Source organism: Enterobacter sp. CC120223-11 (assembly GCF_900215375.1).
GTDB lineage: Bacteria > Pseudomonadota > Gammaproteobacteria > Enterobacterales > Enterobacteriaceae > Scandinavium.
Genome location: NZ_OBEF01000003.1, coordinates 106,159 through 129,153, shown reverse-complemented (window position 1 = coordinate 129,153; position 22,995 = coordinate 106,159). Strand labels below are relative to the sequence as shown.

23 protein-coding genes are annotated in these 22,995 nt (G+C 58.4%); 4 read left to right on the top strand and 19 right to left on the bottom strand.

Going from position 1 to position 22,995, the window contains the following annotated elements; translation table 11 throughout:
• Positions 1-4 precede the first annotated feature (4 nt).
• From CRO87_RS04760 to CRO87_RS04700, 13 genes are all read right to left on the bottom strand, one after another.
• Positions 5-1,294: an MFS transporter gene (locus tag CRO87_RS04760; protein ID WP_097161785.1), complete on the bottom strand. Its 1,290-nt coding sequence runs from the start codon at positions 1,292-1,294 to the stop codon at positions 5-7.
• Between the two features lie 50 nt (positions 1,295-1,344).
• Complete coding sequence (gene rhmD / locus CRO87_RS04755; protein WP_097161784.1) at positions 1,345-2,550, bottom strand: L-rhamnonate dehydratase; 1,206 nt, start codon at positions 2,548-2,550, stop codon at positions 1,345-1,347.
• Between the two features lie 12 nt (positions 2,551-2,562).
• Positions 2,563-3,345, bottom strand: coding sequence for an IclR family transcriptional regulator (locus CRO87_RS04750; RefSeq protein WP_097161783.1), 783 nt, complete (start codon positions 3,343-3,345; stop codon positions 2,563-2,565).
• A 194-nt stretch (positions 3,346-3,539) separates the two neighbouring features.
• Positions 3,540-4,742 (bottom strand): nicotinamide mononucleotide deamidase-related protein YfaY, encoded by a 1,203-nt coding sequence (locus tag CRO87_RS04745; protein ID WP_097161782.1) that lies wholly within the window; start codon positions 4,740-4,742, stop codon positions 3,540-3,542.
• An 88-nt stretch (positions 4,743-4,830) separates the two neighbouring features.
• Positions 4,831-5,373, bottom strand: a complete 543-nt coding sequence (locus tag CRO87_RS04740) for a YfaZ family outer membrane protein (protein ID WP_097161781.1) — start codon at positions 5,371-5,373, stop codon at positions 4,831-4,833.
• 241 nt (positions 5,374-5,614) lie between these two features.
• A complete protein-coding gene (gene menE, locus CRO87_RS04735; RefSeq protein ID WP_097161780.1) occupies positions 5,615-6,982 on the bottom strand; it encodes an o-succinylbenzoate--CoA ligase in 1,368 nt (455 codons plus the stop codon).
• Entirely contained in the window at positions 6,979-7,944 is a 966-nt protein-coding gene (menC, locus tag CRO87_RS04730; protein ID WP_097161779.1) for an o-succinylbenzoate synthase, read from the bottom strand. Before menC ends, menE begins: the two co-directional genes overlap by 4 nt.
• On the bottom strand, positions 7,944-8,801 hold the full coding sequence (menB, locus tag CRO87_RS04725; RefSeq protein WP_097161778.1) for a 1,4-dihydroxy-2-naphthoyl-CoA synthase: 858 nt from the start codon (positions 8,799-8,801) through the stop codon (positions 7,944-7,946). Before menB ends, menC begins: the two co-directional genes overlap by 1 nt.
• Before the next feature lie 15 nt (positions 8,802-8,816).
• Positions 8,817-9,578 carry a 2-succinyl-6-hydroxy-2,4-cyclohexadiene-1-carboxylate synthase gene (gene menH, locus CRO87_RS04720; protein WP_097161777.1) on the bottom strand — a complete coding sequence of 254 codons (762 nt, stop codon included), beginning with the start codon at positions 9,576-9,578 and terminating at the stop codon, positions 8,817-8,819.
• The gene (menD, locus tag CRO87_RS04715) at positions 9,575-11,245 is read right to left on the bottom strand and encodes a 2-succinyl-5-enolpyruvyl-6-hydroxy-3-cyclohexene-1-carboxylic-acid synthase (RefSeq protein WP_097161776.1); all 1,671 of its coding nucleotides are present in this window, start codon (positions 11,243-11,245) and stop codon (positions 9,575-9,577) included. The genes menH and menD overlap by 4 nt, the downstream gene beginning before the upstream one ends.
• A gap of 78 nt (positions 11,246-11,323) precedes the next feature.
• A complete protein-coding gene (gene menF / locus CRO87_RS04710) occupies positions 11,324-12,613 on the bottom strand; it encodes an isochorismate synthase MenF (protein ID WP_097161775.1) in 1,290 nt (429 codons plus the stop codon).
• A gap of 99 nt (positions 12,614-12,712) precedes the next feature.
• Positions 12,713-13,018 (bottom strand): stress response protein ElaB, encoded by a 306-nt coding sequence (elaB, locus tag CRO87_RS04705; protein ID WP_097161774.1) that lies wholly within the window; start codon positions 13,016-13,018, stop codon positions 12,713-12,715.
• A 46-nt stretch (positions 13,019-13,064) separates the two neighbouring features.
• Positions 13,065-13,523, bottom strand: a complete 459-nt coding sequence (locus CRO87_RS04700) for a GNAT family N-acetyltransferase (RefSeq protein WP_097161773.1) — start codon at positions 13,521-13,523, stop codon at positions 13,065-13,067.
• A 48-nt stretch (positions 13,524-13,571) separates the two neighbouring features.
• Between CRO87_RS04700 and rnz the strand changes: the two genes are divergently transcribed.
• The 4 genes from rnz (at position 13,572) to CRO87_RS04680 (ending at position 16,548) form a co-directional block, all read left to right on the top strand.
• On the top strand, positions 13,572-14,492 hold the full coding sequence (rnz, locus tag CRO87_RS04695) for a ribonuclease Z (RefSeq protein WP_097161772.1): 921 nt from the start codon (positions 13,572-13,574) through the stop codon (positions 14,490-14,492).
• Between the two features lie 63 nt (positions 14,493-14,555).
• Positions 14,556-15,560 carry a chemotaxis protein gene (locus CRO87_RS04690; protein ID WP_097161771.1) on the top strand — a complete coding sequence of 335 codons (1,005 nt, stop codon included), beginning with the start codon at positions 14,556-14,558 and terminating at the stop codon, positions 15,558-15,560.
• A gap of 306 nt (positions 15,561-15,866) precedes the next feature.
• A complete protein-coding gene (locus CRO87_RS04685) occupies positions 15,867-16,199 on the top strand; it encodes a DUF1971 domain-containing protein (RefSeq protein ID WP_097161770.1) in 333 nt (110 codons plus the stop codon).
• A 10-nt stretch (positions 16,200-16,209) separates the two neighbouring features.
• On the top strand, positions 16,210-16,548 hold the full coding sequence (locus CRO87_RS04680; RefSeq protein ID WP_097161769.1) for a DUF1869 domain-containing protein: 339 nt from the start codon (positions 16,210-16,212) through the stop codon (positions 16,546-16,548).
• Positions 16,549-16,729: 181 nt separating this feature from the next.
• Here the strand turns inward: CRO87_RS04680 and nuoN are convergent, their stop codons facing one another.
• Genes nuoN through nuoI form a run of 6 tightly spaced genes read right to left on the bottom strand, consistent with a single transcriptional unit; the run spans position 16,730 to position 22,993 of the window.
• Entirely contained in the window at positions 16,730-18,187 is a 1,458-nt protein-coding gene (nuoN, locus tag CRO87_RS04675; protein ID WP_097161768.1) for an NADH-quinone oxidoreductase subunit NuoN, read from the bottom strand.
• 6 nt (positions 18,188-18,193) lie between these two features.
• Positions 18,194-19,723 carry an NADH-quinone oxidoreductase subunit M gene (gene nuoM, locus CRO87_RS04670; RefSeq protein ID WP_097161767.1) on the bottom strand — a complete coding sequence of 510 codons (1,530 nt, stop codon included), beginning with the start codon at positions 19,721-19,723 and terminating at the stop codon, positions 18,194-18,196.
• Positions 19,724-19,750: 27 nt separating this feature from the next.
• Complete coding sequence (gene nuoL, locus CRO87_RS04665; RefSeq protein ID WP_097161766.1) at positions 19,751-21,592, bottom strand: NADH-quinone oxidoreductase subunit L; 1,842 nt, start codon at positions 21,590-21,592, stop codon at positions 19,751-19,753.
• On the bottom strand, positions 21,589-21,891 hold the full coding sequence (gene nuoK, locus CRO87_RS04660; RefSeq protein ID WP_097161765.1) for an NADH-quinone oxidoreductase subunit NuoK: 303 nt from the start codon (positions 21,889-21,891) through the stop codon (positions 21,589-21,591). Before nuoK ends, nuoL begins: the two co-directional genes overlap by 4 nt.
• Positions 21,888-22,439, bottom strand: a complete 552-nt coding sequence (gene nuoJ, locus CRO87_RS04655; RefSeq protein WP_097161764.1) for an NADH-quinone oxidoreductase subunit J — start codon at positions 22,437-22,439, stop codon at positions 21,888-21,890. The genes nuoK and nuoJ overlap by 4 nt, the downstream gene beginning before the upstream one ends.
• A gap of 11 nt (positions 22,440-22,450) precedes the next feature.
• Complete coding sequence (nuoI, locus tag CRO87_RS04650) at positions 22,451-22,993, bottom strand: NADH-quinone oxidoreductase subunit NuoI (protein ID WP_004865092.1); 543 nt, start codon at positions 22,991-22,993, stop codon at positions 22,451-22,453.
• Between the last annotated feature and the right edge of the window lie 2 nt (positions 22,994-22,995).

The window sequence follows — 22,995 nt, the reverse complement described above, 5'->3', positions numbered from 1 at the left end:
TCAATTAATGGGTCAGCCCGTCAGGCTGCGTCACCGGGCGTGAAACGCGCAGTGAGAAAATTAACAGCGAGCCGAGAATCGCCACCGCCGCAAGCGTCAGAAGCCCTGCCGCCGGGCTGGCAAACAGCGTTTCCGCCTTAACGCGCAGAATCGGCGCGATAAATCCACCGACTGCGCCGAACAGGTTCACAAAGCCAATTCCCGCCGCCAGCGCGGTGCCGGAAAGCAGCTGCGTTGGCATCGTCCAGAACACAGGCTGCACTGCGATAAAACCGACGGCGGCCACGCACAGCGCCGCAATCGCCAGCACCGGCGATACCAACCCGGAAACCCCAATACCAATACCTGCCGCCAGCAGCGTGAGCGCTGCCACGTTACGCCGCTCACCGGTCCTGTCGGAGTAGCGCGGAATCAGCCAGGTGCCGAGCAGCGCGAACACCCACGGAATGGCAGCGATCACCGAGGCATAAAAGCCCACTTTCGTTCCCAACAGCGCCGCAACCTGGGTTGGCAGGAAGAAGATCAGGCCGTAAACCGCCACCTGAATGCAGAGGTAAATGATGGCCAGCTGCCAGACGCGGCCGATGCGGATCGCATCGCTCAGCCGCGTTGTGACCTTTTTCTCCTCCTCGCTGGCGAGCTGCTGAATCAGCGCCTGCTTCTCTTCCGCCGTCAGGAATCGCGCCTGCTGCGGCGTGTCGTCCAGCCAGAAGAAGGTAAAGACGCCCGCGCCTACGGCGAGTAGCCCTTCGATGACAAACATCCAGAACCAGCCGGGATGGCCCATAAAGCCGTGCATTTCAAGCAGCGCACCGGAGAGCGGCGATCCCAGAGTTAACGCCAGCGGTGCGCCCATATAAAACAGCCCCATGATGCTGGCGCGGCTGCGCTGCGGGAACCATTGGGAGGTCAGATAAATCATGCCGGGGAAGAAGCCCGCCTCCGCCGCGCCGAGCAACGTACGCACCAGCAGGAATTTAGCTTCCGTATCGGCCCACGCCATCGCCGCCGAAAGAAAGCCCCACAGCAGCGTCGTGCCGCCAATCCAGTAACGGGCACCGAACTTGCGCATCAGCAAATTCGCGGGAACGCCGAGGAAGGCGTAAACCACGAAGAAAATCCCTGCGCCGAGGGCGTAGGCCTCATTGCTGAGGCCGGTGTCAATCTGATACGTCTCTTTGGCAAAGCCGATATTGGAGCGATCCAGAAACGCCAGCACGTACAGCGCCAGCATAAAAGGGATCAAACGCGCGCGGTTTTTCTTCACCACGCGCTCAATCAGGGTGGCATTCATCGCTTTATCCTCAGGAAACCTGCGCCATGCGTGACCATGGCGCAGCAGTTTTAGTGGCTGTAAGGACGCTTCAGGTTGCAGTCGCGGTTCAGCTCCACGCCAAAGCCGGGCTTGTCCAGCACGCTCTTGTGCATACGTCCATTCACCGGCACCGGTTCATCGAGCAGGATCGGGTCGAACTGTGGGCGCATCGTTGAGCAATCCGGACTGGTCATCAGAAACTCGCTAAACGGCGTGTTGGTGAAGGTGATAACCGCATGGTGCGAGTAAACCGACGACCCGTGCGGCACCACCAGCTGCCCGCGTGATTTGGCGATGGCGGCAATTTCCACCAGCGTCGTCAGGCCACCGCACCAGCCAACGTCTGGCTGCATAATGTCGATACCCGTTTCCGAAAGCGTGCGGAATGACTGCAGCGTGCCGTGATGCTCACCGCTGGTCACCAACATCCCCGCTGGTGCATTGCGCTTCAGCTCGCGATAGCCTTCGTACTGCTGCGGCGGCAGGCATTCCTCAATCCACTTCAGGTTAGACGGCGCGCAGGCGTGGGCGAGCTTCGTCGCGTAGTTCACGTCCTGACTCATCCAGCAGTCGAGCATCAGCCAGAAGTCCGGGCCGCACTTCTCGCGGTATTCCGCCACCATCGCGGCATCTTTTCGGATGCCCGCATCACCGTCGTGCGGCCCGAAGTGAGTCGGCATTTTGCCGCCGATAAAGCCCATTTCTTTCGCCAGATCCGGACGCGCGCCGGTGGCGTAAAACTGAATCTCATCGCGCACCGCGCCGCCGAGCAGCTTGTAAACCGGCAGCCCGGTCACTTTGCCGAACAGATCCCACAGCGCCAGATCGACACAGGAAATGGTGTTCATCACCAGGCCACCGGAGCCGGAATAGAACAGCGTGGCGTTCAGCATCTGATCGTGGATCAGCTTGATGTCGCTGACGCACTTGCCTTCGATAAAGCGGTTCAGGTGTTTCTCAACGATAAAGCAGCCCATCTCGCCTGCCGTTGATACGGCAAACCCCGTCTGCCCGTTGTCCGCCTCCACTTCTACAATCAGCGTACCCAGCACGTTAATGCCAAACGACTGACGGGACTGCTCGTACTGCGCGTATTTACTCATCGGCGTGGCGATGTGATCGTCAATCCAGTGATTCGCGCCCTGATCGTGGTAGTCGCCGCCGCCCGCGCCCTTCTCCGCCGTTGCGCCACCGAGATACCAGGCCCGGACATGTTTGATTTTCGGTAAAGTCATGCTGTTCTCCTGTTATGAAGCTTGCTGTTCAAAGGGGCTCGTCCACCCCAGCAGTCGGGAAATGTCTTTCGCGCAGGCAATGGCTTTGCCTGCGAGGTAATCGCGGTTGTCATCGTTGATTTGCAGCCGGGTACCCACCACGGAAATGGCCGCCGTCAGCTGGTTGCTGGCGTTGAAAATGGGCGCGGCGACGCAGCGCACGTCGGGATAGTCTTCCCCGTTGTCGAAGCTCCAGCCCCGCGCACGAATGCGTGCCAGCTCCTCGCGTAATCCTTCCGGCGTGGTAATCGTTGTCGGGGTGGCTTTCCGCCAGTCGAGGGTGGCGATGATGGCTTCACGCTCGGGCTGCGGCTGCCAGGCCAGCAGGCATTTGCCAATCCCTGAACGGGAGAGCGACAGGCTTTTGCCCTCGTGAGAGCGCACGCTGATGGTCGACGACGACTCAATTTTGAGGATGTACCAGGCATTTTCACGATCGGTAATACCCAGATGGCAAAGCAGGCCGCATTCATCCATCAGCTGCGTCAGCCGGGGCCGCGCCAGCTCGCGCAGATCCAGTTTGCTGAGCGCCTGCCCTGCAAGCTCCACGAGTCGCGTCCAGAGGCAGTAGTTGTCTGCGCTGTCCATGCGTAAAAAACGCTGCTTTTTCAGCTCGCCCAGCAGCAGGTAAGCGGTGCTTTTGGGGATAGCGAGCTCATCAATGATCGTCGCCGCGCTGCAGGGCCCAATCCGCCCAATCAGATCGAGAATGTCGATGGCCCGGGTAAGCGCCGGGACTTTGCTTGATTCCATCATGCTGGACTCCAGTCCTGAATAATGGAATCAGTGTTGCGGCTGAGGCAAAGTCAAAGTGTGAAGGGAATCAAATTCCAGCAGGCGTTCGGCTGAATGAAGGTTTTCTGAGGGAAAAGTGAGAGGGAAAGCACAGATTTTTTTATCGGCAGTACAACAGGCTGGACAGCGCGCGCCGAAAACGACGCGCGTTAACCTCAGGCAGGGAGGAACAAATCATCGACCACGTTGATCCAGCCATGTTCGCTGGCAACCGGTTTGCCGTTAAGCCAGCGGCGCAGAATGTTCAGCGCCATCATCGCACACACTTCCTGCCGCACCGCAAGGCTATGGCGGGAGGTGCTGAACTTCACCCGCAGCGCGTAAGTGCCTTCCGGAGTGGAAAGCGCGAAATTGATGTGATCCTGCTCGATGCCGCTTACGGCCAGCGACAACCCGGCAAAATGATTCACCCGTCGTTCCGCCGTCCAGTGCGCGGTCTGCGCCAGGGTTTCTTCCTGGCACGGCACCACTTCGCTTGCCAGCAGCGGCGCGCTTTCGCGTCCAAGCTGAAGGGCAATAAGCCCCGAGGTAAACTGCTCGCTGAGCGTAATGCTCAGGTTCCTTTCGTGCAGCGTGCGTGCCAGCTGCGCCGCCAGCCCTTCAGTGCCTTCAAAGATCAGGCTTTCGCCCGCGACTTTCTGCACTTCCGGCCACAGCGCCAGCATCGCGTCTCGTTCGACAGCAGGCCCGGTCAGCTTGAGTTCGATGATCGGCATCGATGAGCGGTAACCCATCGTCACGCCCGGCGGCAGCGCCAGGTGATCGAGGCTCTGGGCTAAATCGCTTTCAGAGCGACCAAAGGTGGTCAGCCGCAGGCAAAGCGGGGGTTCCGTGAGCGCAAAACGCTCGCGCAGGCGCGGCAGAATTTGATCGGCCACCATCACTTTAAATTCCGAAGGCACGCCCGGCGTGAAGAACATCAGGCAGCGGTTCAGCTGAACGGCAAAGCCGCAGGCGGTACCAACCGGGTTATCAATCAGCTCCGCACTGGCGGGAATTTCCGCTTGCTTACGGTTGCTCGGGGCCATGACGCGCCCGCGTTCGCTGAAGAAACGTTCCATCTGAGTGAGCCAGGCCTCGTGGAGCACCAGCCCTTCGCCTTTGGCAGTGGCGGCGGCCAGCGCGCTAAGGTCGTCACTGGTAGGCCCGAGACCGCCGTTGACGATCAGAATATCTGCATGCTGGCTGCGTTCGCGCAGGATGGACACCAGCGCATCAAGATCGTCACCAACGGTATTGCGCCGCGTTAACGGCATTCCTTGCGTAAACAGGTAATCGGCAAGCCAGGCTGCATTGGTGTCAATGATTTGACCGTGCAGCACTTCGTCACCGGTGGACAACATCTCCACGTTTATCATCGTTATCTCCTGAATGAGAGGACGATTTACTATAGCGGAGGCGGGGAAGAAAGGGAAAACAGGCGCGGCAGAATACCGCGCCAGAGGATCAGAACGCTGCGCTGACGCCGACGTACGGGCCGTCTGCGATGACGTTGTCGCGGTTGTTATCTTTACCCGCCAGGTTCAGATAACGGTAGCCCGCTTCAATGCTGATTGGACGCATGATGGTCCAGCGACCGCCTGCGTTCGCTTCCTGATAGCTCTCGATACCGCTGGAGAGTGAGTCCGGAGAGTAGTAGTACTCACCAAACAGACGGAAGCTGTCGCCGATTGGCCACTGCAGACCACCGCCAACCGCTGCGGCGTAGCCTTCATCACCCTGTTTCGGGTTGGTGTACACGCCTTTACCGCCCACGGTCGCAATGAACGGACCCAGTGGAATATTCAGACCGACGCCGATATTCGCCGCGTCGCCGTCGTTATCGCTGTGGGTCCAGTTGCCGCTCAGCGCCAGACCGGTGGACTCCGTGCCAAAACCTACGCCCAGGTTGGTGTAATGCTCACCTGCCTGACCGCTCACGCTGATAGCGTTCGCAGCCGCAGAGACAAACAGCAGACCGGACAGACCTAACAAAATACCTTTTTTCATTTTTTAACGTTCCAGCAAACACAAATTAATAAATCGCCCAAAAACGGCAGAATTGTACTGCCGAATCCACAGGAATCAAGGGACTAAAAAGGCGATGGGTAACAGGATTGTAACCAGTTAATACGCAACAGAAGGCATATTGAGGGGATTTTTGCCCCTGACAGGGCAAAAACGAAGCAGCATCACCAGGATACTGCCCCGTAAAGAAAGCGTTTGTAACACCGGATGAAAAGCAGGGCTTTTAGCCTTTCAGCGTGGCGTTGACCCACTCCTGTAACGCCCGGCGGGAAATCTTAATGCCGCCAGTTTTCAGGCTGGCCGGAAGCTGAAGCCAGTAAGCGGGTTGCTGGAAGCGCGCCAGCTTATCTTTGGCCCATTCAGGCAGACTGGCAGCATCGAATCCCTCGTGGCATTCGACCACCGCCACCGGGCGTTGCCCGTATTCCGCATCATCCAGCGGCACAATAAACACCTGGTCAATCTGCGGATGGCGCACGATGGCGCGTTCGACCTCTTCTGGCTGGATACCTTCCCCGCCGCAGAAAAAGAGATTATCCATTCGGCCGAGGACAGACAGGCGATCGCCGTGCCATTCACCGCGATCGCGCGTGGCAAACCAGCCTTCGGCATTGGTTAACGGCATCAGTTTGCCGTCCCGCCAGTAGCCCGCCGCCATGCTTTTTCCGCGCAGCCAGATTTCACCGTCGACGATTTTCACCTCTCTGCCCGGAAGCGCCTGGCCCACATCGGCTTCACCGTCGGTTTCTTTGGCACAGACCGTGGAGGCAAACTCCGTCAGGCCGTATCCACAGAATGTGCGGATGCCTGCGGCGCGGGATTGCTCCGCAAGCTCTACAGGGATAGCCGCGCCGCCCAGCAGAACCGTGTTCAGCGTGAGGGCTTCACCGTCGTGCAGCAGCCGCCACAGCTGAGTTGGCACCAGCGAGGCATGCGTGCAGCCCGCCAGCATCTGCGCCAGCGGCATACGTTCGCGCACCGTTAAGCACGCCCCCTTCAGCAGCCAGCGCCACAGAATGCCCTGCCCGGACACGTGAAACAGCGGCAGCGACAGCAGCCAGTCGTCAGACTCGCTAAAGGGCATCAGCGCCAGCACGCCTTCGGCGCTGGCAAGATGGGCCTGCAAGGTATGCACCGCGGCTTTGGGCAAACCGCTGGAGCCGGAAGTAAGCGTCATCGTCGCCAGGCGTTCCGGCTGCCAGGTGTAACCCTGACTCGCTTCAGACGGCTGAAGCAAGAGCGGGGCTAAATCCGCAAAGGGAGCGTCTTCGGTGAGCAATAAAGCATGATGCAGGGAAAACTGAGGCAACAAAGCAGACACAAGTTCACGAGGCAATTGCGGATTCACCGGCAAGACGCGGGCGCCACACTGAAGCAGCGCCAGCCACGCCAGCAAAGTTTGCGGAGAGTTCCAGGCCCGAAGCAACACGCCCTCGCCCGGCTGGAGACGCTGCGTGATAAAACCGGCGGCCAGACTATCGACGCGTTCGCAAAGCTGTTGCCAGCTCAGCACCTCGTCGCCCAGCCGCAGCGCCCGCGCATCAGGACGCGCAGCGCGCCAGTGTCGCCACGGAAAATCGTGGAAAATCATAGCAGCGGTTCCAGACTCTCGTGCGTCATGCAGGGTAGCTCGCTGCCCGGCCAGCGGCGAATCATCTGCGCCTGCATCAGGTTCAGCGTGTCGAGGCCGGGCATCGTCTCCGGCGTCAGCCAGGCGGCAATACGTGCCAGCTGCGTCAGGCCAAGGCTCGACTCGATTGACGAACTGATCACCGCCGTTAACCCCTGCGCGTGCGCCGCGGCGACCTGCTCACGAACGCGTTGCAGGCTGCCGGTGAGCGTTGGTTTGATCACCACTGCTTTCACGCCGGGTTCTGCGATAAAGGCAAAATCTGGCTCGCGCAGGCTTTCATCCCAGGCAATCGCAATGCCCGTTTCCTGCGCGAACGCGCGGGAATCGTCGCGGCTGCGGCACGGCTCTTCAATGAATGCGATGCGTGGGCGATAGTCAGGATTAACGTACTTCGCAAACTGCTGAGCTTTCAGCGGCGTCCAGGCACGGTTGGCGTCCAGACGCAGCTGTAAATCAGGAATCGCCTCCAGCAGCAGATTCACCACCATCCCGTCGCGAACCGCTTCCCAGAGCCCGACTTTTACCTTCGCGACCTTCTCACCGGGCATGGCTTCAAGGACCGCAAACAGCTCATCGGGATCGCCCGTGCAAAGCGGTGCCGCGCGGTAATCTGCGGCCTGCGGGAGCTCGTCATTAAGCTCTGCCAGCGCACAGCTCAGGCCGAAAGCGGCGGAAGGCAGTGCCGGAAGCGGCGGTACGCCGCCCTGCAGCCAGGCCTGAACCCAGCTAACCACAGCGGCCTGCGCTTCTTCCAGCGTTTCGAGGCTGAATCCTGGCAAGGGCGAGACTTCGCCCCAGCCTTCGGCTTCGCCCAGGCTCAGGCGCACGAAGAGGCCATCGCGGGTCTTCAGTCGCCGCTCGCGCAGAACCACTCCCGCGTCCATTGGGATCTGCCAGCGGTATACCTGGGCATTGCGCATTATGGATTCCGTTTGAACTTGCTGAAGTCAGGCTGGCGCTTCTGGTTGAAGGCGTTGCGGCCTTCCTGCCCTTCTTCGGTCATATAGAACAGCATGGTGGCGTTGCCCGCCAGCTCCTGCAGACCGGCCTGGCCGTCGCAGTCGGCGTTGAGCGCGGCTTTCAGACAACGCAGGGCCATTGGGCTGTTTTGCAGCATTTCACGGCACCAGCGGACGGTCTCTTTTTCAAGGTCTGCCAGCGGCACAACGGTGTTGACCAGGCCCATATCCAGCGCCGCTTTTGCGTCGTACTGACGGCACAGGAACCAGATTTCACGCGCTTTCTTCTGACCGACGATGCGGGCCATGTAGGATGCGCCCCAGCCGCCGTCAAACGAGCCGACTTTCGGGCCTGTCTGGCCGAAGATGGCGTTTTCAGCCGCAATGGTCAGGTCACACATCATGTGCAGCACATGGCCACCGCCGATGGAGTAACCCGCCACCATCGCCACAACCGGTTTCGGGCAGGTGCGGATCTGGCGCTGGAAATCCAGCACGTTCAGGTGATGGGTGCCGGAATCATCCTGATATCCGCCGTAATCGCCGCGCACTTTCTGATCGCCGCCCGCGCAGAAGGCTTTGTCGCCTTCGCCGGTGAGCACGATCACCCCGACGTTGTCGTCGTAGCGCGCATCGGCCAGCGCCTGAATCATCTCTTTGACGGTCAGCGGACGGAACGCGTTACGTACCTGTGGGCGGTTAATGGTGATTTTGGCGATGCCGTCAGCGGATTTCTGATAGCGGATGTCGGTGAATCCTTCGGAGCAGTCCTGCCATTCAACCGGGGCGTAGAGCATTTGTTCATCAGGGTAAATCATCAGTTTGTCCTGTCGTCAGTCGTTCAGAATCTGTGCCAGACAGTGTGCGACCGCAGCGGGATTTTCCCGATGGGCGTTGTGTCCGGCGTGAGGAATAAGATGGCACGACGCGGCCAGTTCCTGCGCGATGGCGCGGAATTTGGCATCGCGTTCGCCGCACAGGTACCAGAAAGCATAGTCACGCAGGCTGAGCGCCGCGCGTAATTCTGGCTGCACCGCAAGAGACGTTGCCATCAGCATATCGGCAAGCCGTGGACCGTTGTTTTCGGCCCGCAACGTCACCAGCGCCTGGCGTTGTGCTTCATCGAGGGAGGCAAACACCGGCTGGCGATACCAGGCATCGAAAACCGTCGAAAGCGGTTCACTACGAAAACGTTCCGCCCATTGCCCGTCAGATAACCAGCGCGCCTGGCGAGCGTCATCATTCTGAAGGCCGGGGTGACCGCCCTCCACAATAATGCCCTTCAGACCGGGCACCAGGCCCTGCGAAGCCGCATACATCGCCACGCGCCCACCCAGCGAATAGCCAATCAGCCAGCACGCAAGGATGTTGTAACTATCAAGCGTTTCCCGCAGCTCCCGGCATACGTCGTCAAACCCTGCCACCGAAACATCCGCGCTGCCGTGGTGGCCTGGCAAATTAAGATACAGCCGGGGATAATCGCTGAGCGATTCACCGACCGTTTGCCACTCGCGGTTGTCGCCAGAAAAGCCGTGCAGAAAGACCAGCCAGGGCCGATCTTTCTCACCTTTTCGGACAACGACGTTCAGCGTCATAGCTGGCTGACCTGCGCCAGCAGATGTTGCAGCGTCTGTGCGCCGTCGGTGTCGTTGACGACCAGTTCGATAACCGTCGTCACTGGCTGTCGCCATGCGTCGCTCAGCGCGTCTTCCAGCGCAGCCCAGCTGCCCGGGCGGTGATAGCGCAGGTCAAACAGCTTCGCCGCGTGCTCAAAATTGACGTTCTGCGGCATCAGGTAGAAGCGTTCGCGCTCTTCGACGGGTGTCGGCAGCAGGGAGAAAATCTGCCCGCCATTGTTGTTTACCACAATCAGCACCAGCGGCGCGGAAACCTGCCGCAGCAGCGCCAAACCGTTGAGATCGTAGAGCGCAGATAGGTCGCCGACTATCGCCAGCGTGGATTTCGCACTGCCTCGCTGCACGCCTGCGGCGGTTGAAATCAGCCCGTCGATGCCGCTGGCACCCCGGTTGCTGTATACCGGATAGCCTGCCGGGAGCTGCCCCAGGGCATCGATCAGGCGCACTACGAGGCTGTTGCCGACAAACAGCTGACCCTGTTCAGGCAGGTAGTCGCCGATGCGATGGGCCAGCTGCGCCTCGCCGAAGGTATCTCGCTGCGCCACGGTTATCTGCCATGCCTGTTCCGAAAGGTGCGAAATGGCCACACTCCAGCTCTGGCGGTGCTCTGCCGGATGCTGATCCAGCCATTTATCTATTTCACAGACCAGCCTGCGCCCGCGATGATGGGCCGGGTCGAGCCTGCCCGGAAGCTTATCCACCAGCCAGTATTCGTCCGGCTCGCAGGTGGCCTGCCATTGCAGAAGACGCTTCCCCGTCAGGCTGCTGCCGAACTGGATAACAATTTGCGCCTGCGCCAGTTCGCTGACGGCTTTGGCGTTGCCGAGCCATAAGTCAGCGCACGGCAGCGGCTGGCCGGTTTGCGACAGCACGTCGCCGATCAACGGCCAGCCGAGGATTTTCGCCCATTCGGCCACTTTTTTGCCTTCCGCAGCACTCATCCGCCCGGCCACGACTACGCCGCGTTTTTGCCGCCAGAAGAACCAGTCGCGCTGCTTTTCACTCTCCAGCAGCAGGCCTTCCCGCAGCCAGGGTTTGTCGCTTTGCCACCAGTTGCCGAGCGCCTGCTGCCAGTCGAGCCCGGTGTCGTCCATTTCGCCATACAGCGGTTCAGCAAACGGACAGTTGATATGCACGCCGCCGCTGTGCAGCTGAGCGAGCGCATTATCAATCGACGAGACCAGCCAGCGGGCCGGAATATCCTGGCTCGGGCGCGGCAGGGAAAGTGTTTGTGAAGGATGCGAGCTGAACATGCCCGGCTGGCGAATAGCCTGATTGGCACCGCAGTCTATAAGCTCCGGTGGCCTGTCTGCCGTCAGCAGGATCAGTTTTTCACCGGTCAGCCCCGCTTCAATCAGCGCAGGATAGAGATTGGCGACCGCCGTGCCTGAGGTGACAATCACCGCCACGGGCTGCTGGCTCGTTTTCGCCAGCCCCAGCGCCAGATGGCCGAGGCCTCGCTCGTCGAAATGCGTGTGGGCAATCAGGGCGCGATTTTCTGCGGCCGCCAGCGTCAGGGGCGTGGAACGCGAGCCTGGCGCAATACAGACGTGCTGCACGCCGTGGCGGGTTAATGCTTCGAGAATCACCGCCGCCCAGCGTCGGTTGAATGCGCTTACTGACATGAGATTGTCCGGTATCAATTTTGCAAATAATTATAGATGAGCGATGACGACAGGTTATTGATATGCGTCGGTTAACTGCTATTCCGGCAGCAGCAATGAACGTAATCCCGCCGCTTTTTGGGTGATCTCCTGCCACTCCTGCTCCGGGTCCGATCCGCGAACAATTCCCGCCCCGGCGTAGAGCCGGGCGACGTCACCGCTTACTTTGGCTGAACGTAACGCGACGCAAAACTCGCTCTGGCGCAGGCTGAGATACCCGGCAGAGCCCGCATACCACTCGCGGGTAAAAGGTTCATGCTGCTCGATAAACTGGCGCGCCTGCTCACGCGGCAAACCCGCCACCGCAGCGGTGGGCTGAAGCTGAAACAGGCAACGCGTGTCGTCAGGCCGTTGAAGTTCGGCCTGAATACGACGGCGCAGGTGCTGAACTTTACGCAGGCGAATCACCTGCGGCGGCAGCACTTCCAGCGCGCTGACCTCCTGCTGCAGCCGCTGACAGATATCCTCCACCACCAGCAAATTTTCACGCTGATTTTTATCATCCTGCATCAGCCAGTCGGCAAGATGGCTGGCCTGCTTATCGTCAGGATGGCTGGCGACGGTCCCCGCCAGCGCCTCGGTGAGTAGCTGGGTGCCCTGGCGCTGCCAAAGCCGCTCTGGCGTGGATCCGAGGAACGCGTTTTGCGCATCGAAGGCCATCAGAAAATGGTAGCAATTTAGATTCACGCGGCGGCTGGCCGCCATCATCGCGCCCGCATGCAGCGGCGCGGCAAAGCGTAAATCCGTGGCGCGAGCGAGGACGACTTTGTCGAGCATCCCGTTGGCGATGGTGTCGGTGGCCGTTTGAATCAGGCTCACCCAGCCTGCGCGCTCGGGATAATGACGTTCACTTTTCAGCTCGCCGCTGAGCAGTGGAATCGGGCGTGAAGGCTGAAGTGAGGTCAGAAATTGCCGGGCAACGGCGGCATCGTCACGTAAGGAAATGTCGCTGCTGAGTGTCAACCGCAGAGACGCTTTTCCTGCGCTGCGACGCCATTCCACTCGGGGAAGAAACAGCTCTCCGGTGTGGGGTTCAAAGGCGTTCAGCCCCCAGATTCGCAGATCGGTTTGCGCTTCCTGCAAATAATCTGCGGCATGGGAAAGAGCAGTAAAATGACGGACGGCGCCCAGCGCGGCGGCCTCTTCCTGGCCATTGCGGTGCAGCCAGTAAAACTGGGGGAAAACGGCCTGGCTGCTTAACCAGCTGAGCGGGTCAAAGGCGTCATTCAGGGGAAAGGGGGTATCGAAAATTCGCGAGCCGGGCGCAGCGGGTAGGTCTTCAGTCAGAAAAGCCAGCAGGCTTTCAAGCGCAGCGGTAATCGAATGCACGCGAATCTCCCTTTGATAAAAACCATGCATTATAAAGGGTACTGCCTGAAAAAAGCAGTACCCATGACGAGGGAGCGGTTTTAGAAGTGAATCCTCAGCTTAACGCCGTGCCAGCAGTAGCCCTAAGACCAGCCCCACAGCGGCGCCCACGCCAATACCTTGCCAGGGTTTTTCGTGCACGTAATCATCGGCACGGGTCACGGCTTGTTTCGCCCGGTAGTAATAGGTGTCAGAAGCCTGACTTACACGGGCCTGAACATCCTGCAATGCGCGTTCGGCGCGCAGTTTCAGCTCAATATACTTCTGGTCGGCAGGATCGCCGGAAAAGCCTAAGACCTCTTCCAGAGTGTCGCTCAGCAGGGCCAGGTCGTCATCAATGTGTGATTCATAGGAACGATATGCCATCAGTTTTCTCCTTGGTTAAACCTGTCCGCTAACTATAGACAATGCTTCAGGATCTCGCTTCCCGTGCCATGCCGATGTGCTGGATGCCGTCTTCGTCATAAACGTCGGTCACAGGCGCAAAACCGAAGTGGGCATAGAAGGATTGCAGGTGAGCCTGCGCCCCCAGGTATAACGCCTTCTGCGGCCAGTGCTGGTCGCAGCTGGCGAGGGTTTGTTCCATCAGTTTCACGCCCAGTTTTTCACCCCGAACGGCCTGACTGACAATCACCCGGCCTATCACCACTGGCTCAAACTCCTCCTCACTTTTCAGAATCCTCGCATACGCCACCAGCTCGCCGTCTCGCCAGCCCAGTATGTGGCGGTTCTCTCCCACCAGATCGTCGCCGTCCACGTCCTGATACGGGCAGGTCTGCTCGACGACAAAAACTTCGCACCGCAGCTGTAACAGGGCGTACAGTTGTTGGACGGTTAACTGGCTGTGGTGAAGATCGTTCCACTGGATCATAGTGCGCTCCGTTATACTGGGTGTTCTGGCAATGAAGGAAAATGCGTTATGGAATTGATTTTTCTCGGGACATCCGCAGGCGTTCCGACCCGTCACCGTAATATGACGTCGATAGTGCTGAATTTGCAACAGCCAACGCTGTCGCAAATGTGGTTGTTCGACTGCGGCGAAGGCACGCAGCATCAGTTTCTGCGAACCAGTCACCACCCTGGTAAACTCGATAAAATCTTTATCACCCATCTGCACGGCGATCACCTCTTTGGTCTGCCCGGTCTGTTGTGCAGCCGTTCGATGCAGGGAAATCCTTCGCCGCTGACGATTTACGGTCCTAAAGGCATTAAGGAGTTTGTGGAAACGGCCCTGCGCCTCAGCGGCTCCTGGACCGATTACCCGCTCACGATTGAAGAGATCAGCGAAGGGGAAGTTTTTGATGATGGCTTGTTCCGCGTCACCGCGTACCCACTCAGCCATCCTGTTGAATGCTTCGGCTATCGTATTGAGCAGCATGATAAACCCGGCCCGCTTGACGCCGCACGGCTGCTGGCTGACGGTATCAAAGCAGGCCCGCTTTTCCAGGATTTGAAAAAAGGCATGACGGTCACGATGCCGGACGGGCGCATCGTCAACGGGAAGGATTATCTTGGCCCGAGCACGCCGGGCGTTAAGCTTGCCATTTTCGGCGATACGGCACCCTGCCCGGCCGCGCTGGCGCTCGCGAAAGACGTTGATGTCATGGTGCATGAAACCACCCTTGAGCACGCGATGGCGGAAAAGGCCAACAGCCGTGGGCATTCGTCGTCTGTGCAGGCAGCAGAACTGGCGCGCGAGGCGAACGTCGGTAAGCTCATTATTACTCACGTGAGCTCCCGCTACGACTGGCAAGGTTGCCAGCACCTGCTGGCGGAGTGCCGGGGCGTGTTTGAGCCCTGTGAACTGGCGGAAGACTTTAGCGTGTTCCCGCTGGCTTAACTTTTGCCCGCAAATGCCGATAACAGAGTAAAGGCTCGGCATTCTCTTTACTCTGAGGGCAAGATGGACAATTTTCAGAAAGATATCGACGACAGGGCTAATCTCACTCTGTCCAACCGCTTTGAACTGCTTCTGTTCCGCCTCGGCGCATCGGCGCAGGGTGATAAATCAGAACTCTTCGGCATTAACGTTTTCAAGCTGCGCGAAATCGTTCCGATGCCTGCCTTCACCAAACCTGCGGGCATTAAGGCCCCGGTGATGGGCATGGTCAATATCCGCGACCAGATCATCCCGGTTATCGATCTGCCTTCGGTGCTCGGCTGCAAGGCGGAAAGCGGGCTGAACATTCTGCTGATCACCGAGTACGCCCGCAGCGTGCAGGCCTTTGCCGTTGAATCGGTGGAAAATATTATCCGCCTCGACTGGACCCAGGTGCATACGGCGGAAAAAGCGGTCAACGGCCAGTACATCACCAGCATTGCCTGTCTCGATAACGACAAAGACAGCAACAACCTGGCGATGGTAATCGACGTCGAGCAGATCCTGTATGACATCGTTCCTGCCGATCATGACCTGCATTCAACTCGCCTGACTGCGCCTAAGCAAAGCATCAAACCGGGCGCGACGGCAATTGTGGCTGAGGATTCGAAAGTGGCGCGCGCGATGCTGGAGAAAGGCCTGCACGCCATGGAGATCCCGGCGAAGATGCACGTCACCGGCCAGCAGGCCTGGGAAACCATCGAAAAGTTGGCGAAAGAAGCCCAGGCCGAAGGCGTGCCTGTCACTGATAAAATCGCGCTGGTACTGACCGATCTCGAAATGCCGGAGATGGACGGCTTCACCCTCACCCGTAAAATCAAATCTGACCCACGCCTGAAGGCGATTCCGGTAGTGATCCACTCTTCACTCTCTGGCAACGCCAACGAAGATCATATCCGCAAAGTGAAAGCCGACGGTTACGTGGCGAAGTTTGAAATTAACGAACTGTCGTCGGTCATTAAAGAAGTGCTGGAGCGCGCGGAGCGTCGCGAAGACGGGCCGCTGATCAGCCGCTTACATTCCGTATGATTCAAGTCGACTGAAGCTGCGCTAAGAGACAACAGGGCCATGACGAGAAATCACTCTCGCTGGCCCTTTCTTTTTAATGGCTGGCTCGTTCCCAACATAAGCTGCGTCTCGCTTGCTTATTTCGCAACCGGCGAAATCCATTTTTATCATTAAATAACAATTGGTTGTATATTTTACCACCCCCTAAGAGTTACCGCCTCGCTACCCCTAACTCTCCCTCCAAAGCGCTTTCAACACATTGGAACAGGCGTACCATAGTGACAGGTATCCCCTTCGAATATCACCCTGACAATCCGAGGATAAATTGTGGAAAGAATCATTATCCCTACTCATTATGTTCATGTCAGAGCCACCCCACTCTGGACGAAAGAAACGGCACCGGCCGCTATCTGGCAGCGGCATCTGGACAAAGGCACCCGCCAGGGCGTCTATCCTCGCCTGAGCGTCATGCAGGGCTGCATCCGCTACTTAGGCTACGCGGACGAAACCAGCCCGGATCCCGTTGAAACATTGACCATCGAAGCCGGTCAGTTTGGTGTTTTTCCGCCAGAAAAATGGCACCGCATCGAAGCGCTGACCGAAGACACCGTTTTTAACGTCGACTTTTATGTTGACCCAAAAATCCTTACCGAAGATTAGGGAGTCCGTAATGGATAGCGAAAACAAAGGCTACACGCTTGAAGTCGTTAACTACGCCAGCAAAGAGAAACAGGCCAAAGTTTATTTGAAACCGATGTCGCTCTATGTGCCTGACATTGCAGTGCAGGCGCTTAACGAGCTGGTTGAGAGTCTGGCCAGCAAAGAAGATGCCCCAAAAGGTTTTATCGTGACGGTCACCAACAACAATAATGGCGTCTCCGTCGATAAGCACCTGGCTACGTTGGCCGAACTGAATGATGCGACCACCGCGGCAGACACCGTGAAGGATTTGATCAACATCGTTCGGGGTTACGACACTGACGAAGAAGTTAACGTCTGCGGCTGGTGATCTCTTCTCTGTGACAGGCAGCACTGGTTTGTTCATGCCAGTGCGCTGCCGCTTTCCCCTCTTCTAAATACACCCTCTCCTGCCATCGCCCTCCACCCGTTCTTACCTTCCATAATTAGCTTTTGTCCTGGCGAAAAAAAACCGCCGAACAAGTCGGCGGTTTTATCAGGCTTTCGCGTGATTACATCATCGGCATCGCAAGTTGAACGATATTGATCAGCGGCTGCGGGTAGATACCGAGGATCAGCACCAGCAGGGCGGAAATCAGTACGACGATACCGCCAGCGCTGTACTGCCAGTTTGATGGAGCATCGCGGTTCAGCTGCTGAGGCGCTTCCAGATACAGGCTCACCGCTACGCGCAGGTAGTAGTAAAGACCAATCGCGGAACCGACAACCACCGCGGCGGTCAGCCACCACAGGTGCGCCTGGACGCCCACTGCCAGCACGTAGAATTTACCGATAAAGCCAAGCGTCATCGGGATACCGGCCAGGGAGAGCATCATCACGGTCATCACCGCCGACAGAATCGGACGGTGCCAGAACAGACCACGGTAGGAGTACAGAGAATCTGCATCCGGGCCACGGTAAGGGCTGGACATCAGGCTGACGACACCGAACGCGCCGAGGCTGCTGAACAGGTAACCGGCCAGATACACGCCAACGGTTTCCATGGACATCTGACCGCTGTGCAGCGCAATCAGCGCCACCAGCAGATAACCCAGGTGCGAGATGGAGGAGTAACCGAGCAGACGCTTGATGTTGGTCTGGCTCAGAGCCATCAGGTTACCGAAGATGATAGACACAAAGGCAATCACGCCCAGCACCACGCGAACGGCTTCGCTGTCGCCCACTGGCGCGTACAGGAACAGGCGCATCACCACACCAAAGATGGCGATTTTGCTTGCGGTCGCCAGGAAGGTGGAGACCGGCGCAGGCGCGCCCTGATACACGTCTGGCGTCCACAGGTGGAACGGAACCAGAGAGAGCTTGAAGCCAAGGCCAACAATCATCAGGCCCAGACCGGCAAGCAGCAGCGGCTCGTGCAGCATGTTGTCCGCCAGCGCTTTACCCAGCGCCAGGAACGACAGGCTACCGGAGTTCGCATACACCAGCGCCATACCGAACAGCAGGAAGGAAGAGGCTGCGGCAGACAGAATAGTGTATTTGATGCTGGCTTCCAGCGAGCGCTTCTGGCGATACGCGTAACCCACCAGGCCGAACAGCGGCAGCGAGATAAGCTCGATGCCGAGGAACAGTGAAGCCATGTGGTTGGCGTTCGCCAGCAGAATGCCACCCAGGGCGGCAATCAGCACCAGCAGGTAGAACTCTTCTTTGTTGTCGTAATAGCCTTCAAGCCACGGGTAGGCGAAGGTACAGGTGGCGAGACTCGCCAGCAGCACCAGCCCGGTGTAGAGCATGGCATAGCCATCAACGCGCATCAGCGGCGTGACGTCCATTGCTCCTGCGTGACCAACAAACCAGAGTGACAGCAGCGCGACGTTTAAGCCGACAACCGCGAGCGTAGCATTCAGGAAATGATTGCGTCGCCACGCAATGGAGAGCATCACAACCACCACCGTCAAGCCGACGATCAGCAGCGGTAGCAGTGCGATCAGTTGTTGTGGAGTTATTGTCATGGCGATTTACGGCCTTGTAGTAGTAACAGAATTAACAAACCACTGCTGAATATTGCTCATCGCAGCATGCGAGGTGTCGAGGATCGGCTGCGGGTAGAACCCGAGCAGAACCAGCAGCACCACCAACAGCAGGATGATAAACAGCTCGCGCAGCGACATCCCTGGCAGTTCTTTGGCCGCGATTTCGCTTTTCGCTTTACCGAAGTAAGCGCGATGCAGCATCGCCAGCGAGTACACGGAAGCAAACACCAGACCGAAGGTGGAAATCACGGTAATGACCGGCACGACGTGGAAGCTGCCGAACAGGATCATGAATTCGCCAACGAAGTTACCGGTACCCGGCATCCCAAGCGTTGCCACAGCGAAGAACATCGACAGCGCTGGCAGCCACTTAATTTTGCTCCACAGGCCGCCCATCATGCGCATATCACGAGTGTGCAGACGTTCGTACAGCTGACCACAGATGATGAACATCCCTGCCGCAGACAGACCGTGTGCAATCATCATAATGATCGCGCCCTGGTACGCCAGCTGGCTGCCGGTGTAAATCGCAATCAGCACGAAGCCCATGTGCGATACCGAGGTGTAGGCGATCAGACGTTTGATGTCGTACTGAGTGAAGGCCATCCACGCGCCGTAGAAGATACCGATCACGCCGAGCCACATGGCAATTGGCGCGAACTCTGCGGAAGCGTTCGGGAACAGCGGCAGCGCGAAACGCAGCAGACCGTAGGCCGCGGTTTTCAACAAGATGCCCGCGAGGTCAACGGAACCCGCCGTTGGTGCCTGGGAGTGCGCGTCTGGCAGCCAGCCATGCAGCGGCACAACCGGCATTTTCACCGCGAAGGCGATGAAGAAGCCGAGCATCAGCAGGTATTCCACGTTGTGGGCCATCGGCGTTTTCAGCAGCTCTTCATAGCTGAAGGTCCACACGCCTGTCGCGCTGTAGTGCACAAACACCAGCGCCAGGATGGCAATCAACATCACCAGACCGCTCGCCTGGGTGTAGATGAAGAACTTGGTGGCCGCCGTGATACGCGTTTTACCGTCTGAAGCCTTGTGGCCCCACAGCGCGATCAGGAAGTACATCGGCACCAGCATCATCTCCCAGAAGAAGAAGAACAGGAACATGTCGATGGCGAGGAACACGCCGATGACGCCGCCCAGGATCCACATCAGGTTCAGGTAGAAGAAGCCCTGGTATTTTTGAATTTCTTGCCAGGAGCACAGTACCGCCAGAACGCCGAGCAGGCCGGTCAGCACCACCATCAGCAGCGACAGACCGTCGAGTGCGAGGTGGAAGGTAATGCCAAAGCGCGGGATCCACGGCAGAATAAATTCAGACTGCCATTGTGGAATGCCTGCGGATTGCGTCAGTGAGTAGCCGCCCTGCAGCCAAAGCTGCAGGGAGAGGGCCAGCGTCAGTCCCATTGTGATAAGCGCTATCCAGCGCGGCATCTTCTCGCCGAAGCGTTCGGTCTGCCAGCATAAGAAGCCGCCGATAAACGGGATTAGTATTAGCCAGGGTAATAACATGGCGATCTATATTCCTTTTCTGTCAACTCAACGCAAAACCATCAGCAGCGCGAGAACAACCACCGCGCCAATGCTCATGGATGCCACATACCAGCGCAGGTAACCGTTCTCGCTCACCAGCAGACCTTTGCCTGCGAAGCGGGAAAGAATGGCCGGGAGATTCATCAGACTGTTCAGCGGATCGCGTTTCAGTAGCCACGCAACGCCCAGGAACGGTTTGACGAAAATGTTATCGTACAGCCAGTCGAAGCCCCAGGCGTTGTACCACAGGGTGCCGAGCAGACGGCCCGGCGCACTGTTGGCAATCGCGGTGACAAGCGTACGTTTACCCAGCCACAGCCAGGCGGCAATCAGGATGCCGGCAATCGCCACAACGCCGGAAGTGATTTCCAGGGTCAGGACGTGGCTGTGTTCCAGTTCAGTTGTCTGCGGCAGCACACCCTGCAGTGGCGGAACAATCATTGCGCCAACGAAGGTGGACAGAACGAGCAGCACGATAAGCGGCAGGTGGTGGGTAATCCCCTTCCCTGCGTGCGCGTGGATCTGCTCTTTGCCGTGGAACACGATAAAGATCATGCGGAAGGTATAGAGCGACGTCATGAACGCCCCCACCAGACCGGCGATCATCAGGTTGATATGACCGTTGGCCATCGCCCCTGCCAGGATCTCATCCTTACTGAAGAAGCCTGCGGTAATCAGCGGCAGCGCGGACAGCGCAGCACCACCAACCAGGAAGCAGACATACACCAGCGGAATCGACTTACGCAGGCCGCCCATTTTGAAGATGTTCTGCTCGTGGTGGCAGGCAAGGATCACCGAACCGGACGAGAGGAACAGCAGCGCTTTGAAGAACGCGTGGGTCATCAGGTGGAAAATCGCCGCATCCCACGCCTGTACGCCGAGCGCCAGGAACATGTAGCCAATCTGGCTCATGGTGGAGTATGCGAGAACGCGTTTGATGTCCGTCTGCACCAGCGCGGCAAAGCCTGCCAGCACCAGAGTTACCGCGCCAACGATACCGACGAGGTGCAGAATTTCCGGGGTCATCAGGAACAGACCGTGGGTACGGGCAATCAGGTAGACGCCCGCGGTCACCATGGTTGCGGCGTGGATCAGCGCAGAAACTGGCGTTGGGCCAGCCATTGCGTCTGCAAGCCACGTCTGCAACGGCAGCTGCGCGGATTTACCGACCGCACCACCCAGCAGCATCAGCGTCGCCCAGGTCAACATGTTGTTGCCCGCTTCGAAGTGCTGAGGTGCCAGTTCCACCATTTCGCGGAAGTTCAGGGTGCCCAGTTCGTTGTAGAGGATGAACAGTGCGAAGGCGAGGAACACATCACCCACGCGGGTTACCACGAAGGCTTTCATTGCCGCAGCGCCATTCTTCGGATCGGTGTAATAGAAACCGATCAGCAGATAGGAGCAGAGGCCCACGCCTTCCCAGCCCAGGTACATCAGCAGCAGGTTGTCTGCCAGTACCAGCACCACCATGCTCGCGATGAACAGGTTGGTGTAGGCGAAGAAGCGCGAGTAGCCCTCTTCCCCACGCATGTACCAGGAGGCGAACATGTGGATCAGGAAGCCAACGCCGGTGACCACGGAGAGCATGGTCAGCGACAGGCCGTCCAGCACCAGGTTGAAGCCGATGTTGAAATCACCAACGGACATCCAGTTCCACAGCGGCACGCTGACGGCCTGTTTGCCGTTGGCGAAGAAATCCACGCCAACGAAAACGGTGGTCAGCGCGGCCAGGCCCACGGAGCCCATACCGATGGTGGCAGAGAGATTCTCAGACCAGCGCCCGCGGGAGAAGGCGAGCAGCAGGAAGCCAATCAATGGCAAAATGACGGTTAAGGCAAGCATGTTCATCCACGCAACTCACTTACTGAATCGATGTTCAGGTTCTGGCGGCGACGGTGGAGCTGCAGCAGCAGCGCCAGGCCAATACTCGCCTCCGCAGCCGCGAGGCTGATAGCGAGGATATACATCACCTGACCGTCGGTCTGGCCCCAGTAGCTGCCGGCGACCACAAAGGCCAGCGCGGCGGCGTTAATCATGATTTCCAGCCCGATCAGCATAAACAGCAGATTGCGGCGGATAACCAGACCGGTCAGCCCGAGAACGAAGAGGATCGCCGCGAGGATCAGTCCATGTGTTAAGGGGATCATGCGTGCTCCTCCGGTTTTCTTTTGCTGTCGTTCGGACGGTTGCTTATGACTTCACCCACGCGGTCTTCACGACCGATGTGGAAGGCCACAACCAGGCCCGCCAGCAGCAGCATGGAAGCCAGTTCCACCGCCAGTACGTACGGACCGAACAGCGCAATACCCACTTCCTTCGCGCTGATGGCGTTGCCGTCAATGCCCTGGTCGCTCACGCCCAGGATACCGTAAACAATCACCGCCAGCAGGATAACCGACAGCACGCCAGGCCCAATCCAGACCTGCGGCTTCAGCCACTGACGTTCCTGTTCGATTTCGGCTCCGCCCAGGTTCAGCATCATCACCACGAACACGAACAGCACCATGATCGCCCCGGCGTACACGATGATCTCCAGCGCCCCGGCGAAGTACGCGCCGAGCGAGAAGAACACCCCGGCGATCGCCAGCAGGGAGATGATCAGGTACAGCAGCGCATGCACCGGGTTGGTGTGCGTGATGACCCTTAACGTTGCCAGGATGGCGACGAGGCCACATATGTAAAATGCGAATTCCATTGCCCCTCTCCTTACGGTAACAGGCTCTTGACGTCGATAGGCTTGGCTTCGTTCTCTGCTTCGCCCTTATCTTTGCCGTCGATTGCCATACCCGCCATCCGGTAGAAGTTATATTCCGGGTATTTGCCCGGACCGGAAATCAGCAGATCCTCTTTCTCGTACACCAGGTCCTGACGCTTGTATTCGCCCAGTTCGAAGTCCGGGGTCAACTGAATCGCCGTGGTCGGGCACGCTTCTTCACACAGGCCGCAGAAAATGCAGCGTGAGAAGTTAATGCGGAAAAACTCTGGATACCAGCGGCCATCTTTGGTTTCTGCTTTTTGCAGAGAGATACAGCCAACCGGACAGGCAACGGCGCACAGGTTACAGGCTACGCAGCGCTCTTCGCCGTCCGGATCGCGCGTCAGCACGATGCGGCCACGGTAGCGCGGCGGCAGGTAAACCGGCTCTTCCGGATACATCTGCGTTTCGCGCTTGGCGAAAGCGTGCATCCCGATCATCCAGATACTGCGAACCTGGGTGCCGAAGCCCACTAATAATTCTTTTAAAGTCATGG